General features: G+C 66.8%; 12 protein-coding genes and 1 tRNA gene. 6 read left to right on the plus strand and 7 right to left on the minus strand.

Annotated elements, in window-relative coordinates:
• The first annotated feature begins 386 nt into the window (after positions 1-386).
• Positions 387-1,124 (plus strand): SAM-dependent methyltransferase, encoded by a 738-nt coding sequence (locus EV667_RS21245; RefSeq protein WP_131837330.1) that lies wholly within the window; start codon positions 387-389, stop codon positions 1,122-1,124.
• Between the two features lie 245 nt (positions 1,125-1,369).
• Here EV667_RS21245 and EV667_RS21250 read toward each other — a convergent pair whose 3' ends face one another.
• The 3 genes from EV667_RS21250 to EV667_RS21260 form a co-directional block, all read right to left on the minus strand.
• On the minus strand, positions 1,370-2,575 hold the full coding sequence (locus EV667_RS21250; RefSeq protein WP_131837331.1) for an NAD-dependent formate dehydrogenase: 1,206 nt from the start codon (positions 2,573-2,575) through the stop codon (positions 1,370-1,372).
• A gap of 259 nt (positions 2,576-2,834) precedes the next feature.
• Positions 2,835-3,746 (minus strand): LysR family transcriptional regulator, encoded by a 912-nt coding sequence (locus EV667_RS21255; protein ID WP_131837332.1) that lies wholly within the window; start codon positions 3,744-3,746, stop codon positions 2,835-2,837.
• 54 nt (positions 3,747-3,800) lie between these two features.
• Positions 3,801-4,763, minus strand: coding sequence for a CHAD domain-containing protein (locus tag EV667_RS21260; protein WP_131837333.1), 963 nt, complete (start codon positions 4,761-4,763; stop codon positions 3,801-3,803).
• A 154-nt stretch (positions 4,764-4,917) separates the two neighbouring features.
• Here EV667_RS21260 and EV667_RS21265 point away from each other — a divergent pair.
• Positions 4,918-4,994, plus strand: a tRNA-Met gene (locus tag EV667_RS21265).
• Between the two features lie 127 nt (positions 4,995-5,121).
• On the opposite strand, the gene cyoD is transcribed toward EV667_RS21265, so the two are convergent.
• Genes cyoD through EV667_RS21285 form a run of 4 tightly spaced genes read right to left on the minus strand, consistent with a single transcriptional unit; the run spans position 5,122 to position 9,189 of the window.
• Positions 5,122-5,466, minus strand: coding sequence for a cytochrome o ubiquinol oxidase subunit IV (cyoD, locus tag EV667_RS21270; RefSeq protein ID WP_131837334.1), 345 nt, complete (start codon positions 5,464-5,466; stop codon positions 5,122-5,124).
• Complete coding sequence (locus EV667_RS21275) at positions 5,463-6,095, minus strand: cytochrome c oxidase subunit 3 (RefSeq protein WP_131837335.1); 633 nt, start codon at positions 6,093-6,095, stop codon at positions 5,463-5,465. Before EV667_RS21275 ends, cyoD begins: the two co-directional genes overlap by 4 nt.
• A complete protein-coding gene (locus EV667_RS21280) occupies positions 6,092-8,221 on the minus strand; it encodes a cbb3-type cytochrome c oxidase subunit I (protein WP_131837336.1) in 2,130 nt (709 codons plus the stop codon). The genes EV667_RS21275 and EV667_RS21280 overlap by 4 nt, the downstream gene beginning before the upstream one ends.
• Positions 8,218-9,189 (minus strand): ubiquinol oxidase subunit II, encoded by a 972-nt coding sequence (locus EV667_RS21285; protein ID WP_245516311.1) that lies wholly within the window; start codon positions 9,187-9,189, stop codon positions 8,218-8,220. The genes EV667_RS21280 and EV667_RS21285 overlap by 4 nt, the downstream gene beginning before the upstream one ends.
• A gap of 478 nt (positions 9,190-9,667) precedes the next feature.
• Between EV667_RS21285 and EV667_RS21290 the strand changes: the two genes are divergently transcribed.
• The 4 genes from EV667_RS21290 (at position 9,668) to treY (ending at position 16,359) form a co-directional block, all read left to right on the plus strand.
• Positions 9,668-9,916, plus strand: coding sequence for a hypothetical protein (locus EV667_RS21290; protein WP_131837337.1), 249 nt, complete (start codon positions 9,668-9,670; stop codon positions 9,914-9,916).
• Positions 9,917-10,004: 88 nt separating this feature from the next.
• Positions 10,005-12,068: a glycogen debranching protein GlgX gene (gene glgX, locus EV667_RS21295; protein WP_131837338.1), complete on the plus strand. Its 2,064-nt coding sequence runs from the start codon at positions 10,005-10,007 to the stop codon at positions 12,066-12,068.
• Complete coding sequence (treZ, locus tag EV667_RS21300) at positions 12,065-13,843, plus strand: malto-oligosyltrehalose trehalohydrolase (protein ID WP_131837339.1); 1,779 nt, start codon at positions 12,065-12,067, stop codon at positions 13,841-13,843. Before glgX ends, treZ begins: the two co-directional genes overlap by 4 nt.
• Positions 13,840-16,359 (plus strand): malto-oligosyltrehalose synthase, encoded by a 2,520-nt coding sequence (gene treY / locus EV667_RS21305; RefSeq protein ID WP_131837340.1) that lies wholly within the window; start codon positions 13,840-13,842, stop codon positions 16,357-16,359. Before treZ ends, treY begins: the two co-directional genes overlap by 4 nt.
• The last annotated feature ends 2 nt before the right edge of the window (positions 16,360-16,361 follow it).

Genomic DNA, 16,361 nt, shown 5'->3' on the forward strand with positions numbered 1-16,361 from the left:
GCCGATGGTACTATGTCTCAAGACCTGGGAGAGTAGGTCGCTGCCAGGCCTGCAAAGCACAGCAAACAAAAGCTTCTTCACATCCAAACAAAAACTCCGCCCGTGACAACATCACAGGCGGGGTTTTTGCTTGCGCACAGAACGCCAGGGCACGGTGGGGCGGGAAGCCGACAGCAACGGCAAGTCCCTCCGGCCCGAGGCCTGCGGCACGTCGACCGCTGCCCCAGGCAAACGACCGCTTGTCCCTTCGCCTCAACACCGCAACAATGCGCCCCATCGCAAAGAGCGAAGGCATTGCGCGAGTCCGTGGGTGCGACAGTCGACAAAGGTTTCAAGCCATGGTGACGATCGACCGCCTCAAGGGCGCTCTCGAGAGGCGCGGGCCCGTGAGTCTCGCCAAGCGCGCTTTGGCGGAAGCCTATGCGCGGACGGTCCGCCCGTTTTTCCCGCTGCGGCCCGCGATCTATGGCGGCGTACCCGTCGCGGTGTACCGCCACGCCGGCGATTCGGCTGTCGCCAGGCACCTTGGACCGTTCGCCGAGGTACAGGACAATCCCCGCTATGAGGAGACTCTGCTGACCGCGCTGAGAGCCCATGTCCGACCCGGCGATACCGTGACCATTGTCGGTGGCGGGGCGGGAGTGACGGCTGTCGTCGCGGCCCGACTGGTCGGGCCGGACGGGGCGGTTAGCTGCTTCGAGGGCGGCGAACGGCAGGTCGAGATCATCCGCCAGACGCTCCTGCTCAATGGAGTTGCCGACCGGGTGAACCTTCGCCATGCCATCATCGGGCCGGCGATCGGAATTTACGGCGCGCCAGGCGAGGCCGAGCCAATCGCCGCCGCCCAGATGCCTAGTTGCGACGTGTTGGAACTGGACTGCGAGGGGTCGGAAGTCGATATCCTGCAGAATCTGGCCTTCGTGCCGCGCACTATTCTCGTCGAAACACACGGCATGTATGGCGCCCCCTCCGCGCTCTGCGCGCAGCTTCTGGCGGCGAGGGGTTATCGCGTGACGGTACTGGGGCTAGCCGAGCCGGAGGTCGCCGATTTTTGCGAAGGCAACGATATCCGGATTCTGGTAGGCGAGACTGTGCCCTCCCCGGTCGTTTCCGGCACCGCCTGAGCACGCAGTTTCGCGAGGTGTATCAGCTCGCCCCTGATGGCAGGGCTTCTGGTCTGATTGGGGTCCAACGGGGTTGGCAACACAAGGGCGATCGGTCGATCGGCGCGGCCTCCGCCGGCGCGCCTAGCAGATCCGTCCAAAGAAAGCAGCCGCCCCGGCCTAGGCGCGGGGCGGCTTGAAGAGGTCTTCGGGAGGGAATCCGTTGTCCCTTTCGCGGAGGGGCAGCGGGCTTTCAGGGATGGATTTCAGACGGCTTTCTTGAACTTCGCGGCTTCTTCCGAGCCACCCGTGGCGTTGCCCTTGGAGTAGGAATGCGCGCCAGTGCCGGCAAGCGCGCCGCCCTGCACGATGAGATATTCGTCGCGGATTGCCCTTCCCTCGAAGAAGCATTCGAGGATCTCGCGCGTGCCTGCGGCGTAGCGCGCCTGCGCCGAGAGCGAGGTCCCGGAGATGTGCGGCGTCATGCCGTTCCACTTCATCGTCCGCCAGGGATGATCGGCCGGGGCCGGCTGGGGGAACCACACGTCACCTGCATAGCCGGCAAGCTGGCCGTTCTCCAGCGCCCTCGCCACCGCGTCGCGGTCGCACAGCTTGCCGCGTGCGGTGTTGACGATATAGGCGCCGCGCTTGAACAGCTTCAGCGTCTCGTCATTGATCATGTGCTCGGTTTCGGGGTGCAGCGGGCAGTTGAGTGTCACCACGTCGCAATGCGGGTACATCTCCTCGCGCGAGGCGTGCCAGGTGAGGTTCAGCTCCTTCTCCACCGCTTCCGGCAGGCGATGCCGGTCGGTGTAGTGCAGCTTCACGTCGAAGGGGGCGAGGCGGCGCAGCACGGCGAGGCCGATGCGGCCGGCGGCGACGGTGCCGACGCTCATCGCCTCGAGATCATAGGAGTGCGCCACGCAGTCGGCTATGTTCCAGCCGCCCTGGCGCGCCCAGTCATGCGACGGCAGATAGTTGCGCACCAGGCCGAGGATCATCATCACCACATGTTCGGCGACGCTGATCGAGTTGCAATAGGTGACTTCCGCCACGGTGATGTTGCGGTCGATAGCCGACTGAAGATCGACGTGGTCCGAGCCGATGCCGGCGGTCAGCGCCAGCTTGAGGTTCTTCGCCTTGGAAATGCGCTCAGGCGTGAGATAGGCCGGCCAGAAGGGTTGCGAGATGACGATGTCGGCGTCGACAAGCTCCTTCTCGAAGACCGAGTTCGGGCCGTCCTTATCGGAGGTCACGACCAAGGTGTGGCCGTTGGATTCCAGATAGTTGCGCAGGCCAAGCTCGCCGGACACCGAGCCGAGCAACTGCCCGGGTGTAAAGTCGACCGCCTTCGGCGTGGGCAGCGTCTGGCCGCCGGGATAGTTTTCGATCTTCGGCAGGTCATCGCGGGCATAGGTGGCGGGGTAGCCGTTGATCGGGTCGTCGTAGAGCACGCAGAGAATCTTGGCCATCGGGCATTCCTCTCGTCAGGGTGAGCAGGGACGCTTCCGCCATGCGACACGGCAGACCAAATATGGCCGGCACGCACCGCGCCGCCTTGCTGTGAGCCGGGGCCCCGCGAAGGGGCGGGGCGACGGGCGTCCTTCATGCCGGTCCGTCAGGTAAGCCATCGCTTTCCGTGCGGCCGACCATGCGAGATTGGACGGGGTGGACAGGGGATTCAAATTGAAAGGGACGAACAATTGATAGACGGCGCAAATGAAGCGACTGTTATTTAAAGATATTCTCAATCGAACCTTCACGCCCGAATTTTTGTGCCAGCTTGTGAAGCGCCCCAGCCACCGGGCTCAGCGGGTCACGATCGGACAGGACGAGGCCGATCGGCTGGACATGCACCGGATCGACCAAAGGCACGCCGACAAGGTCGGCAGCGTCGCCCAGCCCGCGAAAACTAGCTTCCGGGACAATGCTGTTCCACGGCCCGCGCCGTACGAAAGACCACACGCCCATGAAGGAGTTGGTCTCGATCGCCGGGGTCGAGGCGATGCCGGCCGCGCCCATCACCTGGTCGATGATGCGGCGGTTCTGCATATCCGGGGTGAGCAGGCACAGGGGCTGCGCCGCGGCCTCCGCCCAGCGCAGGCTGCGCCGGCGCGCCAGGGGCTCGTCCGGGCGGGTGATGAAGACATAATGCTCGCGATACAGCGGCAGGCGGCGCACGCGGTTCAGTGGCTCGTTATCAAGATAGGTGATGCCGGCATCGAGCTCCATCTCGTCGAGGCCACGCTGGATCGCTGCTGAATTCAGCGTGAGCATCTGCACCTTCACCTCGGGGTGGCGGAGACGGAACGGCGCGAGAAGGGCGGGCGCGGCGGCCGTGGCGGCGGGAATGGCGCCGATGCGCAGCGTGCCGGTGATCTGGCCTGATGTCTCAACCTTTTCCTGCCGCAGACTTTCATAGTCGGCGGCGATCTGCCGGGCCCAGCCGAGCACCCGCTCGCCTTCCGCGGTGAAGCCGAGGAAGCGATGGCCGCGCACCACGATCGGCACGCCAAGCTCCTGCTCCAGCTTGCGGATGCCGGCCGAAAGCGTCGGCTGGGTGACGTGGCAGGCTTCGGCAGCGCGGCCGAAGTGCTTCTCGCGCGCCAGCGCGACGAGATAGTGCATCTGCCGCACGAACATGGGCGCTTTCCGTGGCTCTTGCAGGGGTGCCGGCCGGGGCGGACGCCGACGGCGTTATTTCCTCTCGGATACAGCAGACATATAGGCGGAAAGCCGCCGGCGGAAGGCCATCGGCTTCTCCGCGAACAGCCGCGCGTAGAGGAGCAGGGCAGAAAGTGCCAGTTTCTCCTGCCGCGCCTCGATTGCGGCGAGCAACTGGGTGCGCCAGAGCGGCTTTCCGTCGGCCCGCACAGGATGGGCCTCGGCGAGGGCGCGCAGCACCGAGAGATCGTGATGTTTGCCGAGTTTGTCGCGCAGCCGCTGCAACTGGTCCACCCATATATGGCCCAGCGCCGGCCAGGCAAAAACCACCAACTCCATCTGGTAGCGTTGGGCGACGACCTCCTTGCGCAATTCGTGCAGGCTTTCGTCATCCTGCGGGTCGACATCTCGGCCGGCGCGCCGCGCTTTCGCATAGCCGGCCACCAGCGCGGTTATGAGCGCCTTGTCGTCCAGCCCGGCGCCGAGGCGGGGCAAGGCCTTCCCGAGCGCGTCCATCTGAGCGTCGAGCGCAGCGCGGTGAGCGCCCACGCCTCCATCCGGCGCGCTGGCGCCCGGCGCGTCGATGCCCGGCGCGTCAATGCCCGGTTTGGCGAAGGCGCGGCCGGCGGCGCGGCGGATGGTCGGGGCAAGCCCGACCTTGGCGACGAGATCGTCCAGCGCATCCTCGCGCGCCGCCGCGTCGCGGGCCTGCGCCAGATGCCGTGCGGTGTGCGCCAGCGCGCGCCGCGAGGCGCGGGCGAGATGGGCCACCTCGCGCTCGCGGGCCGTGCCGGCCAGCCGGAGCAGTGCCCGCAGCCGCTTGAATCCCTTGCGCACACCGTGCACCGCCTTCACCGGATCGGCCAAAGCGAGTGCCTCGCAGGCCTCTCCGTGCGCCTCAATCAACGCCACGGTGAGCCGTGGCGGCGGCACCGGGAGGGGAGGGAGAGAACTGTCCACTGCTTCGGCCGCGCTGTCAGATAACTTGTCCGGCATGAATTACCCTTCCGACGCAATTGGTTAGATGAGTTCTTCACCCTCGGCGCGACGATCCGATGACAAAAAGATAGCCCAGCCCCCTTTCATTTGGCCATGCGGATTGCTAGATACCCGCCGTCGGCAAGCGCGCACCGCGACTTCCCGGCTCTGACGCGGGGTGGAGCAGCCCGGTAGCTCGTCAGGCTCATAACCTGAAGGCCGCAGGTTCAAATCCTGCCCCCGCAACCACTGAACCGACAAAGCCCGCAGCCTTCGCTGCGGGCTTTGTTATTTCTGGCGTCTCTCCGCTAGTGACACTCGCTCGAGGATGCGGCGCCGGCGCGCAAGCCTGCGGCCGCTCGCTCCGGTCCGCCTGTCAGGGCATCATGCGGACATGCTGGTCGTAGAGAATCCAGATGGTGCCGGACACCATGATCAGCAGGATCAGCACGGTGAACAGGATCAGCAGCAGGTCGTCGCGGTGCGAGCGCTGAAGGTCGATGTGCAGGAAATAACGCAGATGCACCACCGCCTGGATCAGGGCGAGCAGGCCCAAGGCGGCGAGCGCGGCGCCGCCGCTGAGAAGATCCAGCCACACCGTCGCGAAGGCGGCAGTGGTCAGCACAAGCGCCAGTACAAGGCCGACCACATAGCTCCGCCGCTCGCGGCCCTCGTCTTCATATTCGCTCGGCGGCATGTCGGCGGGAATGCGGTTGCTCATGACGCGACCCCGAACAGGTAGACGAAGGTGAAGATGCCGATCCAGACCACGTCGAGCATGTGCCAGAACAGGGCGAGGCGCATCAGCCGCAGCTTCACCGGCGTGCTGAAGCCAACGACCGCGACCTGCACCGCCATGATTGCCATCCACACCAGCCCCGAGGACACATGCAGCGCATGGGTGCCGGTGAGCAGGTAATAGGCCGAGAGGAAGCCGCTCGCCTGCGGCGGCGCCGCATGCTGGGTGATCATCACGTAATAATCGTGTAGCTCCATGCCGACGAACGCCGCGCCGAGCACCCCGGTGAGCAGCAGCCATAAAAGCACGCCGCGCCGGTTCTCGCGGTACTTCATCTCCAGCATGGCGAAGCCGAAGGCGAAGCTGGAGAACAGCAGCAGCAGCGTCTCCACGAAGGCGGCGGTCAGGTCGAAGACCTCCGCCGGCCGGGGGCCTTCGGCGATGCCCTGCACGCTCATGGCCGCATAGGTCGCGAACAGCACTGCGAACAGCACCAGATCGCTCATCAGGAAGATCCAGAAGCCGAAGAGCACCTCTTCGGCGGCCTCATGGCTTTCGGGATCGGTACCGGCGAGGTTGATGCCGGGATGAAGGCGTTCGGACAGGCTCATGACAGCGCCTCCACGGGGGCGCCGGAAGCAATCGTGCCGGAGCGGCCCTCCAGCGCTTCGGGGATAGCGCGGCCACGGTTCGCCGACGTCATCTCCTGGTCACGGGTGACGCCGGGCGCGGCGCGCGCGGCGGCGAGGAAGGCCTCGTTCGCCGCCTTCACCGTCGCGGCGGGAACGGTTTCCTCCGTGTCGGTGGCGAAGGAACGGGCGATGACCACGGCCCAGATGAGCACGAAGGAGACGATCACCAGCCACCAGATGTGCCAGACAAGGCCGAACGCCCAGGCGCAGGCGAACAGGCCGATCAGCGGCGCGGTCGCGGTGTTGCGCGGCACCTCGATGTCCTCATAGGAAGCGGGCGAGCGATAGGCTGTGCCGGCTTTCTTGGCCTCATAGAAGGGGTCCTGCGAGGTCACCTGCGGCAGCACGGCGAAATTCCAGGCCGGGGGCGGGGAGGGGATCGACCACTCAAGCGCCCGTCCATCCCACGGATCGCCCAGCGGGGCGGCGAGCTGCGCGCGCTGGCGCACCGAGACGACGATCTGCGTCACCATCAGTGCGAAGCCGGCGAGGATGAGCACGGCGCCGAGCATGGCGAGGGCGAGCCAGGGCAAATAGTCGGGGTTCGACCACATATAGGTCCGGCGTGTCGCGCCCATCATGCCCAGCCAGTAGAGCGGGAAGAACGCCAGCAGGAAGCCCGGCGCGAAGCACCAGAAGGAGGCCCGTCCCAGACCCTCGTGCAGCCGGAAGCCGAAGACCTTCGGGAACCAGAACTGCACCGCCGCGAACATGCCGAACAGCACGCCGGGAATGATCATGTTGTGGAAATGGGCCACCAGGAACAGCGTGTTGTGGACCTGGAAATCGACGCCGGGATTGGCCAGCAGCACGCCGGTCATGCCGCCGAGGATGAAGGTGAGCAGGAAGTTGATGTGGTACAGCATCGCCGTGGAGAAGCGGATGCGCCCGCCCACCATTGTCAGCAGCCAGTCATAGACCTTCACGCCCGTCGGCACGCCGATGATCATGGTGGCGATGCCGAAGATGGCGTTCACATTGGCGCTCTGGCCCATGGTGAAGAAGTGGTGCAGCCACACGGCGAAGGAGAGCACGGCGATGCACATGGTGGCGTAGACCAGCGAGGTGTAGCCGTAGATGCGCTTGCTGGAGAAGGTGGCCACCACCTCGGACCAGACGCCGAAGGCCGGCAGGATGAGGATGTAGACCTCCGGGTGGCCGAACAGCCAGAACAGATTGGCGTAGTTCATCATGTTGCCGCCGTCGCCATTCGTGAAGAAATGGAAGCCGGCATAGCGGTCGAGGGCGAGCATAACGGTGGCTGCGGTCAGCGGCGCCATGGCGAAGATCATCAGGATCGACGTGCACAGCGTCGTCCAGGTGAACAGCGGCATGCGGAACAGCGTCATGCCGGGGCAGCGCTTCTTGTAGATCGTCACAGCGAAGTTGAGGCCTGTAAGTGTCGAGCCGATGGAGCCCAGCGACACCGCCCAGATCCAGTAGTCGACCCCCTCGCCGGGGCTGAATTCGATGCCGGTGAAGGGCGGATAGGCGCTCCAGCCGCCGGTGGAGAACTGCCCCACCACCAGCGACACCATGATGACGATCGCCCCCGCCATGGTCAGCATGAGCGAGATGGCGTTGAGCAGCGGGAACGAGACGTCGCGCGCGCCGATCTGCAGCGGCATGACGTAGTTCATCAACCCGGTGATGAACGGCATCGCCACGAAGAAGATCATGATCGTGCCGTGGGTGCTGAACAACTGCCCGAAATGGTCGGCCGAGAGGAAGCCGCCGCCATCCGTGGCGGAGAGCTGCTGCGCGCGCATCAGCGCCGCCTCGATGACCGCGCGGGCGAACATCACCAGCGCGATGGCGATGTACATGATGCCGACCTTCTTGTGGTCGACGCTGGTCAGCCAGTCCCGCCACAGCGGCACCCACCAGCCCTTGACCGTCAGCAGGATGACGGTGGCGAGCGCGCCGAGTACGGCGATGGAGCCCGCGCCCGAGGCGATGGCCTCGCTGAGCGAGGGATTCTCGATCATCCCCGCGAAGACGAAGGAGGTCCATTTGATCTGGCCGAAGATCAGCTCCCAGTTCATTGCGCGGCCTCCGGCGTGTGGTCGTGTTGCTGATGGGAGGTCGCCGGCGCGGTTATGGCGGCCGGCGTGTCCGCCCCGGCCTGTGGCCCGTGGCCCGCGTGCCCCCCGGCCATGCCGGGCGCGAAGCTGGCGATGATCTGGTCGAACAGGCCGGGCGTGAACCGGGCATAGATCACCGGCTCGTTCACAACGGCAGGCGGCAGCAGCCTGGCGTAGGCGGCGGCGTCGAGCCCGGCCTGCTGCGTCTTCGCGGTGGCCACCCAGCCCTCGAAGTCGTCCGCGCTCATCACCCGTGTGGTGAAGGACTGGGTGGCGAAGCCGAGGCCGTTATACTGGGTGTTGCGGCCGGTGAAGTCGCCGGTCTCGTCGGCCAGCAGGTTGAGCTGGGTCTGCATGCCCGCCATCGCGTAGATCTGGCCGGCGAGGCGGGGAATGATGAAGGACTGCATCACCGTGCCGCTGGTCAGCTTCAAGGTGATGGGCCGTCCCTCGGGCAAAGCGAGCAGGTCGAGCGTCGCCACGCCCTGCTCGGGGTAGAGGAACAGGAATTTCCAGTCCAGCGCCACCACCTCCACCACCAGCGGGTCGGGGCCGAGCGCGCGGTAGGGATCGCCCACGATCGTCTGCCGCCACAGCGCCGTGCCGAGGGCGACGACGAGCGCGACCGGGACGCCCCAGATCAGCAGTTCGAGGCCCCAGTTGAACTCCCAATCCGGCCGGTATGTCCCTTTTCCGCCGCGGCGGTAGCGGTACAGCACGATCGGCAACGCGACGAACATCGGCACGATGACGATGAGCATCAGCATGCTGATGACGCCAAAATGCGAGAGCTGGCCGGCCGCGATCGGCCCGGCCGGCTCCAGGAAACTGCCGGCGAAACCGGCTCCCGGCAGAGCAATCGCCAGCAAGGCAATCGCCGGCAAAGCGATCTTCGGCAAAGCGATTTTCGGGACGGCTGCGGCGAGCAACCCGACTATTCCCCTCAACGTCACGCTGCCCCCTTGCGACCCCGGCACGCCCTGCTCGCCGCGCGGTACCCTTCCCCAAGGACACTGGAGCGGACCCCCGCCTCAGGCAAACAGGACGGCGACGGAAAGTATCGTACCGCACATGGCCGATTACGGAAATGACAGGGCGGGAAGACGGCAAACGCCGGGCGAGCCGACCTCCTGCACCCCGCCGATTCCCGCAATGGATACCATACGCGGGCAGGGCGATGAAACTTGGCCGGCCGGCGTTGGGGATTTTTTCTCTTTGTCGCCAATGGGGCGGCGGCGCGCGCTTCCTTAAAAGATCGAGCGCCGTGCCAGCACAGACACGCTGAAACGCATCAAACAGCCAACCGCACATTCTCGCCACCTCCTCGCCACCGCGCCGATGGAGGCAGGCCGGAACCTTTTTTCGCGCGCGCGCGTTTTGCGAGCGACCCTGCAGCTGAGAGCATCAATGTCCGAGAGTTTTTGGGACGCCCGTTTTGACCGCCCCTTGCCGACGCGCGAAGGGCGCCATCTGCGCACGTTGCGCGATGCCTATGAGTTCGTCCGCGAACGCTGCGCCTATCCCGGCCATCCGCTGGCGAGGGCGACGCTTGGCGCGTTGCGGCTCGCGGCGCAGAGCGGCGGCTCGCCCGATGCCCGCCTCGCGCAGGACCGTACCGCCCGCCTGATGCGGATCAATCGCTGGGGCGGAAGCTGACACCGCCCCTGGCGAAGTGCACGGGCGCGGTGTCGTCGTGCTTGCCGTCCCTCAACGCCTTTCTTCACTCGTGACGGTGAACCCCAACATGCGCAAGATTTTGCCCGGCTCTGCCTTTCCGCTCGGCGTGACGGTGGACGGAAGAGGAACCAACTTTGCGCTGTTCTCCGACAATGCCGTCGGCGTGACGCTGTGCCTGTTCGACCGTTACGGCCAGACCGAGATGGAGCGGATCGACCTGCATGAATGCACCAACGGCGTCTGGCACTGCTATCTGCCGGGCGTTGGGCGCGGGCAGGTCTATGGTTGGCGGGTGCACGGGCCGTGGGCGCCGGAGGTTGGCCATCGGTTCAACCCGAACAAGCTGCTGCTCGACCCCTATGCCCGCATGCTGGTGGGCGACATCCAGTGGCACGACGCTCTTTACGGCTACACGATCGGGGCCGGCGACGATGCCGACCTGATCATGGACGAGCGCGACAGCGCCCCCTTCATGCCCAAGGCACGGGTCGTGGCGGGCACGCCGATGGCCGCCACCCAGCATCCGCGCATCTCCTGGGCCAAGACGGTTATTTATGAAGGCCATGTGCGCGGGCTGACCATGCGCCACCCGCTGGTGCCCGAATCCATTCGCGGCACCTTCACCGCGCTCGGTCAGCCGGAATTCATCGAGTACATCGCCAAGCTCGGCGTCACTGCGGTGGAGCTTCTGCCGGTCCATGCCTTCACCCAGGACCGTCACCTGCTCGACCGGGGCCTCGCCAATTACTGGGGCTACAACACGCTGAACTTCTTCGCGCCCGAGCCGCGCTATCTCGGCGAGGACGGGCTCGACGCCATCGGCGAGGCGGTGGATAGGCTGCACCAGGCGGGGATCGAGGTCATTCTCGACGTGGTCTACAACCACACCTGCGAGGGCAACCATCTCGGGCCCACCCTGTCGTTCAGGGGCATCGACAACGCTTCCTACTACCGGCTGCTGCCCGGCAATGGCCGCTATTATGACGACCTCACCGGCTGCGGAAATTCGGTGAACACCGACCATCCCCGCGTGCTGCAGATGGTGATGGATTCGCTGCGCATGTGGGCCTCGGTCTATGGCATTGACGGGTTCCGCTTCGACCTCGCCACGACGCTGGGCCGCCGGCCGGAGGGCTTCGATTCCGGCCACGCCTTCTTCAACGCGATCCTGCAGGACCCGACGCTGGGTGGCCTCAAGTTGATCGCCGAGCCCTGGGATGTCGGCCCCGGCGGCTACCAGCTCGGTGCGTTCCCGCCCGGCTTCTCCGAGTGGAACGGCGATTACCGGGACAAGGTGCGCGAGTTCTGGTGCGGCTCTGAGGGGCTGCTGCCGAGTTTTGCTACCCGCTTCGCCGCTTCGCAGGACATCTTCTCGGAAGGGCGCCGCCGGCCGTGGTCGAGCCTCAACTTCATCACCGCCCATGACGGCTTCACCCTGCACGACCTCGTCACCTATAACGACAAGCACAACGAGGCCAATGGCGAGGACAACCGCGATGGCCACGACGACAACAAGAGCTGGAACTGCGGCGTCGAGGGCGAAACCGACGATCCCGCCATCAACGCGCTGCGCCGCCGGCAGAAGCGCAACCTAATCGCCACGCTGTTCCTCAGCCAGGGCGTGCCGATGCTGCTGGCCGGCGACGAGCGGTCCAACTCGCAGGGCGGCAACAACAACGCCTATTGCCAGGACAATGAGATCGGCTGGGTCGACTGGTCGGATGACGACCCGGAACTGCCGGAATTCGTCGCCCGCCTCGCCGAACTCCGCAAGACCCATTCCTGTCTCTCGCGCCCCGAATTCCTCACCGGCTCGCGCAATGAGATGGGCCAGCCCGATGTCGCCTGGTTCAACAATGGCGGCACCCGGATGAGCGAGGAGAATTGGTCCGACCCGCACTCCAAATGCATCACCCTGCGTCTCGCCCCGGTGCTGCCGGAGGAGCCCTCGCTGGTGATCATGCTTAACGCCTCGCATGTCGACGTCGATTTCGTCGCCCCGCCGGTGCAGTCCGGCCGCTGGCAGGCGATCCTCGCCACCGGCGACGACCTCGAAGGCTCCGGCGTCGAGGGTGGCGGTACCTTCGGCGTGCCGGGCCGCACGCTCATTGTCTGGGAATGGCGCGAATGAACAGCACCCGCTTCGGTCCGATCGTCGACGGCACCGCCACCCGTTTCCGCCTCTACGCCCCGGACACGGCAAGCGTCGCGCTGGAAATCGAGGGCGCCGCGCCGCTGCCGATGGACAAGGGCGCCGATGGGTTCTTCGCCGCCTCGGTGGCCGGCCTTGCCCCCGGCACCCGCTATCGCTTCCGGATCGGCGAGGGAGAGGGGGCGGTCGCCGTCCCCGATCCGGCCTCGCGCGGGCAGGCGGACGACGCCGATGGCTGGAGCCTGGTGCCGGCGCCCGCGAAAGCGCCTTCCTGCGGGTTCTCGCGGCCTTGGCACGAGGCGATCATCGCCGAAGTGCATGTGGGCACGGCAACGCCCGAGGGCACATTCAAGGCGCTGATCGACCGGCTGGACCATTACCGCGACGCCGGCTTCACCGTCATCGAGCTGATGCCGGTCGCCGATTTTCCCGGCCGCCGCAACTGGGGCTATGACGGGGTGCTGCTCTATGCGCCCGATACCGCTTATGGCACGCCCGACGATCTGCGCGCCCTCATCGACGCTGCTCATGAGCACGGGCTCGGGGTGATGCTGGATGTCGTCTACAACCATTTCGGGCCGAGCGGAAACTACCTGCCGCTCTATGCCAAATCTTTCTTCCGCGAGGATATCCACACCCCCTGGGGGCCGGCGATCGATCTGGAGAACGAGACGGTCCGCGCCTTCTTCACCGAGAATGCCGCCTATTGGCTGGCAGAGTTCGGCTTTGACGGCCTGCGCTTCGACGCCGTGCATGCGCTTGCCACCGAGGGCGCCGAAACCTTCCTGCGCGAGATCGCGGCGGCCTGCCGCGCCGTGCGGCCGGAGGCGTGGCTGGTGCTGGAGAACCACGACAACATCTCCGGCTGGATGACGCGCGAGGACCATCTGTTCACCGCGCAGTGGAACGACGACTGGCACCACGCTTTCCATGTGATCGGCAGCGGCGAGCGTACCGGCTATTACGCTCCCTATGCCAGGGATGCGGTGGCGTCCGCCGGGCGGGCGCTCAGCGAGGGCTTCGTCTTTCAGGGCGAGCCCTATCCCGAAGCGGGCGGCCATCCGCGCGGCACCTCGAGCACCTCGCTCGCGCCCGACGCCTTTGTCAGCTTCGTGCAAAACCACGATCACATCGGCAACCGCCCGCTCGGCGACCGCCTCGCCGCTACGCTGACGCCGGAGCGACTCGCCTTCCTGCGCTTTGTGCTGATGCTCTCGCCGGCGATCCCGCTGCTGTTCCAGGGCGAGGAGGCGCTGCTGCCGACACCCTTCCCGTTCTTCTGCGACTTCGAGGGCGAACTGGCCGAGGCGGTGCGCAAGGGCCGCCGCAGCGAATTCGCTGACTTCTTCGACGCCCATGGCGAGAGCTTCCCCGATCCCCTGAGCGAGGCGACCTTCTTTTCCGCCAAGCTGAAGGCCGAGGACATGCGGACACCGCAGGCGCGGGCGGAACTCGATGCCTTCCACCGTCTGGCCGAGCAGCGCCAGCGGCTGGTCTGGCCCCTCACCGCCAGCCCCTATCGCGCAAGCGAACTGACCCGGACCGGGGATGCGCTGCGCGTTGCCTGGCATTATGACGCCGGCACGCTGGTGATGGTGCTGAACGCCGGCAAGGAGCCGGTGCTGATCGACCCGCAGACCAGCATTCCCGGCATGCCGGCCGGCGCCAGCATTGGCGGCGTAATCCACGAGGCCGAGGGGCAATTGACGCTCGATCCCTTCGCTGCCGCCCTCTGGAGCCTTGCCCGCGCATGAAGCCCACTCTCCGCGCGACCTATCGCCTCCAGTTCCATCGCGGCTTCACCTTTGCCGATGCGCAGGCGCTGGTGCCCTATCTCGCCGAACTGGGTGTGAGCCACCTCTATGCCTCGCCGATCAGCCTAGCGGTGCCGGGCTCGACCCATGGCTATGACGTCGCCGACCCGACCCGAATCAACCCGGAACTGGGCGGCGAAGAGGGCTTCGAGCGTCTCGCCGGAGCGCTGGGCGCGCGGGGCATGGGCGTGGTGCTCGACATCGTGCCGAACCATATGGCGGCCTCCAGCCACAACCCGTTCTGGCTGGACATGATGGAAGCCGGCCCGGGCTCGGCGGCCGCCCGCGTGTTCGACGTGAAATGGGAAAGCGGCAGGCTGCTGCTTCCGGTGCTGGGCGATCCACTCAAGGCGACGCTGGAGGCGGGGGCGCTGTCGCTGCGCGCCGATTACGAGGTGGGGCGCGTCAACGCCGCCTATGCCGATCACCGCTTTCCGCTGCGCGCGGAAACGGTCACCGCGCTGCTGCACGCGGCGGGTCTCAGCGCTGCTGCAGCGGGCTTCGCCCTGGTGGAGGATGCCTCGAACGACGCCGGGCTGGGTGCCGCGCGGGCCGTTTTCACCGGCCTCGCCGAGAGCGAGCGACAGGCGCTGGACGCGGCGCTGGCGCAGGCGGATCTCGCCAGCGTGCTGGAGGCGCAGCACTGGCGCCTCGCCTGGTGGCGCACCGCCGCGCACGATCTCAATTACCGCCGCTTCTTCAACATCACCGATCTCGCCGGGGTGCGGGTCGAGGACCCCGACGTGTTCGACCTCATCCATAAGCTGCCGCTCGACCTGATCGGGCGTGGGCTCGTCCACGGGCTGCGCATCGACCATATCGACGGACTGGTCGACCCCGCGGGCTATTGTGACCGGCTGCGGGCGGCGGTGGGCCCCGATGTGCCGCTGCTGGTCGAGAAGATACTGGAACCGGGCGAGGTGTTGCGCCGGTGGCCGATCGAAGGCACCACCGGCTATGAGCGGCTGAACGACATCAGCGCGCTGTTTGTCGACGGCGAAGGCTATGGCCGCTTCGAGGCCGCGCTGCGCGCGCGCCATCTGCTTGTCGGCGCGCTGCCCGAGCGCCTCGCCTGCGCCAAGCGGCAGGTGCTGGAAGCCAGCCTGAAGGCCGAGGTCGACATTCTGGCGACGTTGGCACGGGAGGGTCTCGACGAGGCCATGGAAGCCGGCGACCTGACCGAGGCGGCGATCCGCGACGCCGTGGTGGCGCTCATCGCCTATTGCCCGGTCTATCGCTCCTATGCGACCCCCGAGGGCCACGACGCCGATGACGTGGCGATCTGGGCGACGATCCGCGAGGGCGTCGAGGCGCGGGAAAATCCGCTGACCGCGGCGGCGGCCGCCCTGCTGCTCGACCGGCTGGAGACCCCCGAACGGGCCAGCGACCACGAGTTTCGCTCGCGCTTCCAGCAGCTCAGCGGGCCTGCCATGGCCAAGGGTTTCGAGGATACGGAGCTGTACCGCTTTCCGGTGCTGCTCTGCGCCAACGAGGTCGGCGGCAGCCTCGACCATCCCGCGCGCAGCGCCCCCGAGATGCACGCGCTTCAGGAGGCGCGCGCCGCGCAGGGGGCCAACGACCTCATCCCGCTGGCGACCCACGACACTAAGCGCGGCCCCGGCCCGCGCGCCCGGCTCGCGGCGTTGAGCGGCCGGCCCGAAGCGTGGCTTACCTTCGTCGAAGAGGCGGAAGCGCTCCTTGCCCCGCTGGTGCGCGAGGAGGCGGGCATCGCCATGCCCGACCCGCTGGACGCGCACATGATCCTGCAGACGCTGGTTTCCGCCTGGCCGATAACGCCGGAGCGGATGGAGACCTATCTCACCAAGGCGCTGCGCGAGGCCAAGCGCCACAGCAATTGGGAAACCCCGAACGAGGCCTATGAAGCGGCGAGCCTCGCCTTCGCCCGAGCGCTTGTCGAGGCGCCGGAGGCGGAGGAGTTCCGCGCCCGGCTCGACGCCTTTGTCGCCGCGCTTGCCCCCGCCGGGCGGCTGGTCGGGCTCGGCCAGCTCATTCTGCAGCACACGCTGCCGGGAACGCCCGACATCTATCAAGGCACCGAGTTCCGTGATTTCTCGCTCGTCGATCCCGACAACCGCCGGCCGGTGGACTGGGCGGCGCGCGAGGCGGCGCTGCGTGGCGAAGGGCCGGCCGATGCCGACGACGCCGTCACTTTCCGGATGACGCGGGACCTGCTGGCGCTGCGCGCGCGCAACCCCGCCCTGACGAGCGGCGATTATCGCCCGCTGGAGATCACGCCATCGGTATGGGGCTGTTTCGGCTTCGAGCGGCGGCAGGGCGAGCATGCCGTGCGCGTCATTGTCCCGACCCGCATCCCGGAGGCGGATGCGCCGCTGGAGGGGCTCACCGAATGGCTGGGCGAGGGCTGGCGGTTGCTCGATGGCCCCGCGATCGGCGCGGACTGGCCGTTCCTGCTGGCGGAAAGCGGACCGGCGTAAGG

Origin of the sequence: Ancylobacter aquaticus (assembly GCF_004339465.1) — a bacterium.
In the GTDB taxonomy this organism is placed as follows: domain Bacteria; phylum Pseudomonadota; class Alphaproteobacteria; order Rhizobiales; family Xanthobacteraceae; genus Ancylobacter; species Ancylobacter aquaticus.

Excerpts from the sequence above, each read along its gene's own strand:
- EV667_RS21250 (WP_131837331.1), bottom strand. The coding sequence starts at position 2,575 with ATGGCCAAGATTCTCTGCGTGCTCTACGACGACCCGATCAACGGCTAC.
- EV667_RS21255 (WP_131837332.1), bottom strand. The coding sequence starts at position 3,746 with ATGTTCGTGCGGCAGATGCACTATCTCGTCGCGCTGGCGCGCGAGAAG.
- EV667_RS21260 (WP_131837333.1), bottom strand. The coding sequence starts at position 4,763 with ATGCCGGACAAGTTATCTGACAGCGCGGCCGAAGCAGTGGACAGTTCT.
- cyoD (WP_131837334.1), bottom strand. The coding sequence starts at position 5,466 with ATGAGCAACCGCATTCCCGCCGACATGCCGCCGAGCGAATATGAAGAC.
- EV667_RS21275 (WP_131837335.1), bottom strand. The coding sequence starts at position 6,095 with ATGAGCCTGTCCGAACGCCTTCATCCCGGCATCAACCTCGCCGGTACC.
- EV667_RS21280 (WP_131837336.1), bottom strand. The coding sequence starts at position 8,221 with ATGAACTGGGAGCTGATCTTCGGCCAGATCAAATGGACCTCCTTCGTC.
- EV667_RS21290 (WP_131837337.1), top strand. The coding sequence starts at position 9,668 with ATGTCCGAGAGTTTTTGGGACGCCCGTTTTGACCGCCCCTTGCCGACG.
- glgX (WP_131837338.1), top strand. The coding sequence starts at position 10,005 with ATGCGCAAGATTTTGCCCGGCTCTGCCTTTCCGCTCGGCGTGACGGTG.
- treZ (WP_131837339.1), top strand. The coding sequence starts at position 12,065 with ATGAACAGCACCCGCTTCGGTCCGATCGTCGACGGCACCGCCACCCGT.
- treY (WP_131837340.1), top strand. The coding sequence starts at position 13,840 with ATGAAGCCCACTCTCCGCGCGACCTATCGCCTCCAGTTCCATCGCGGC.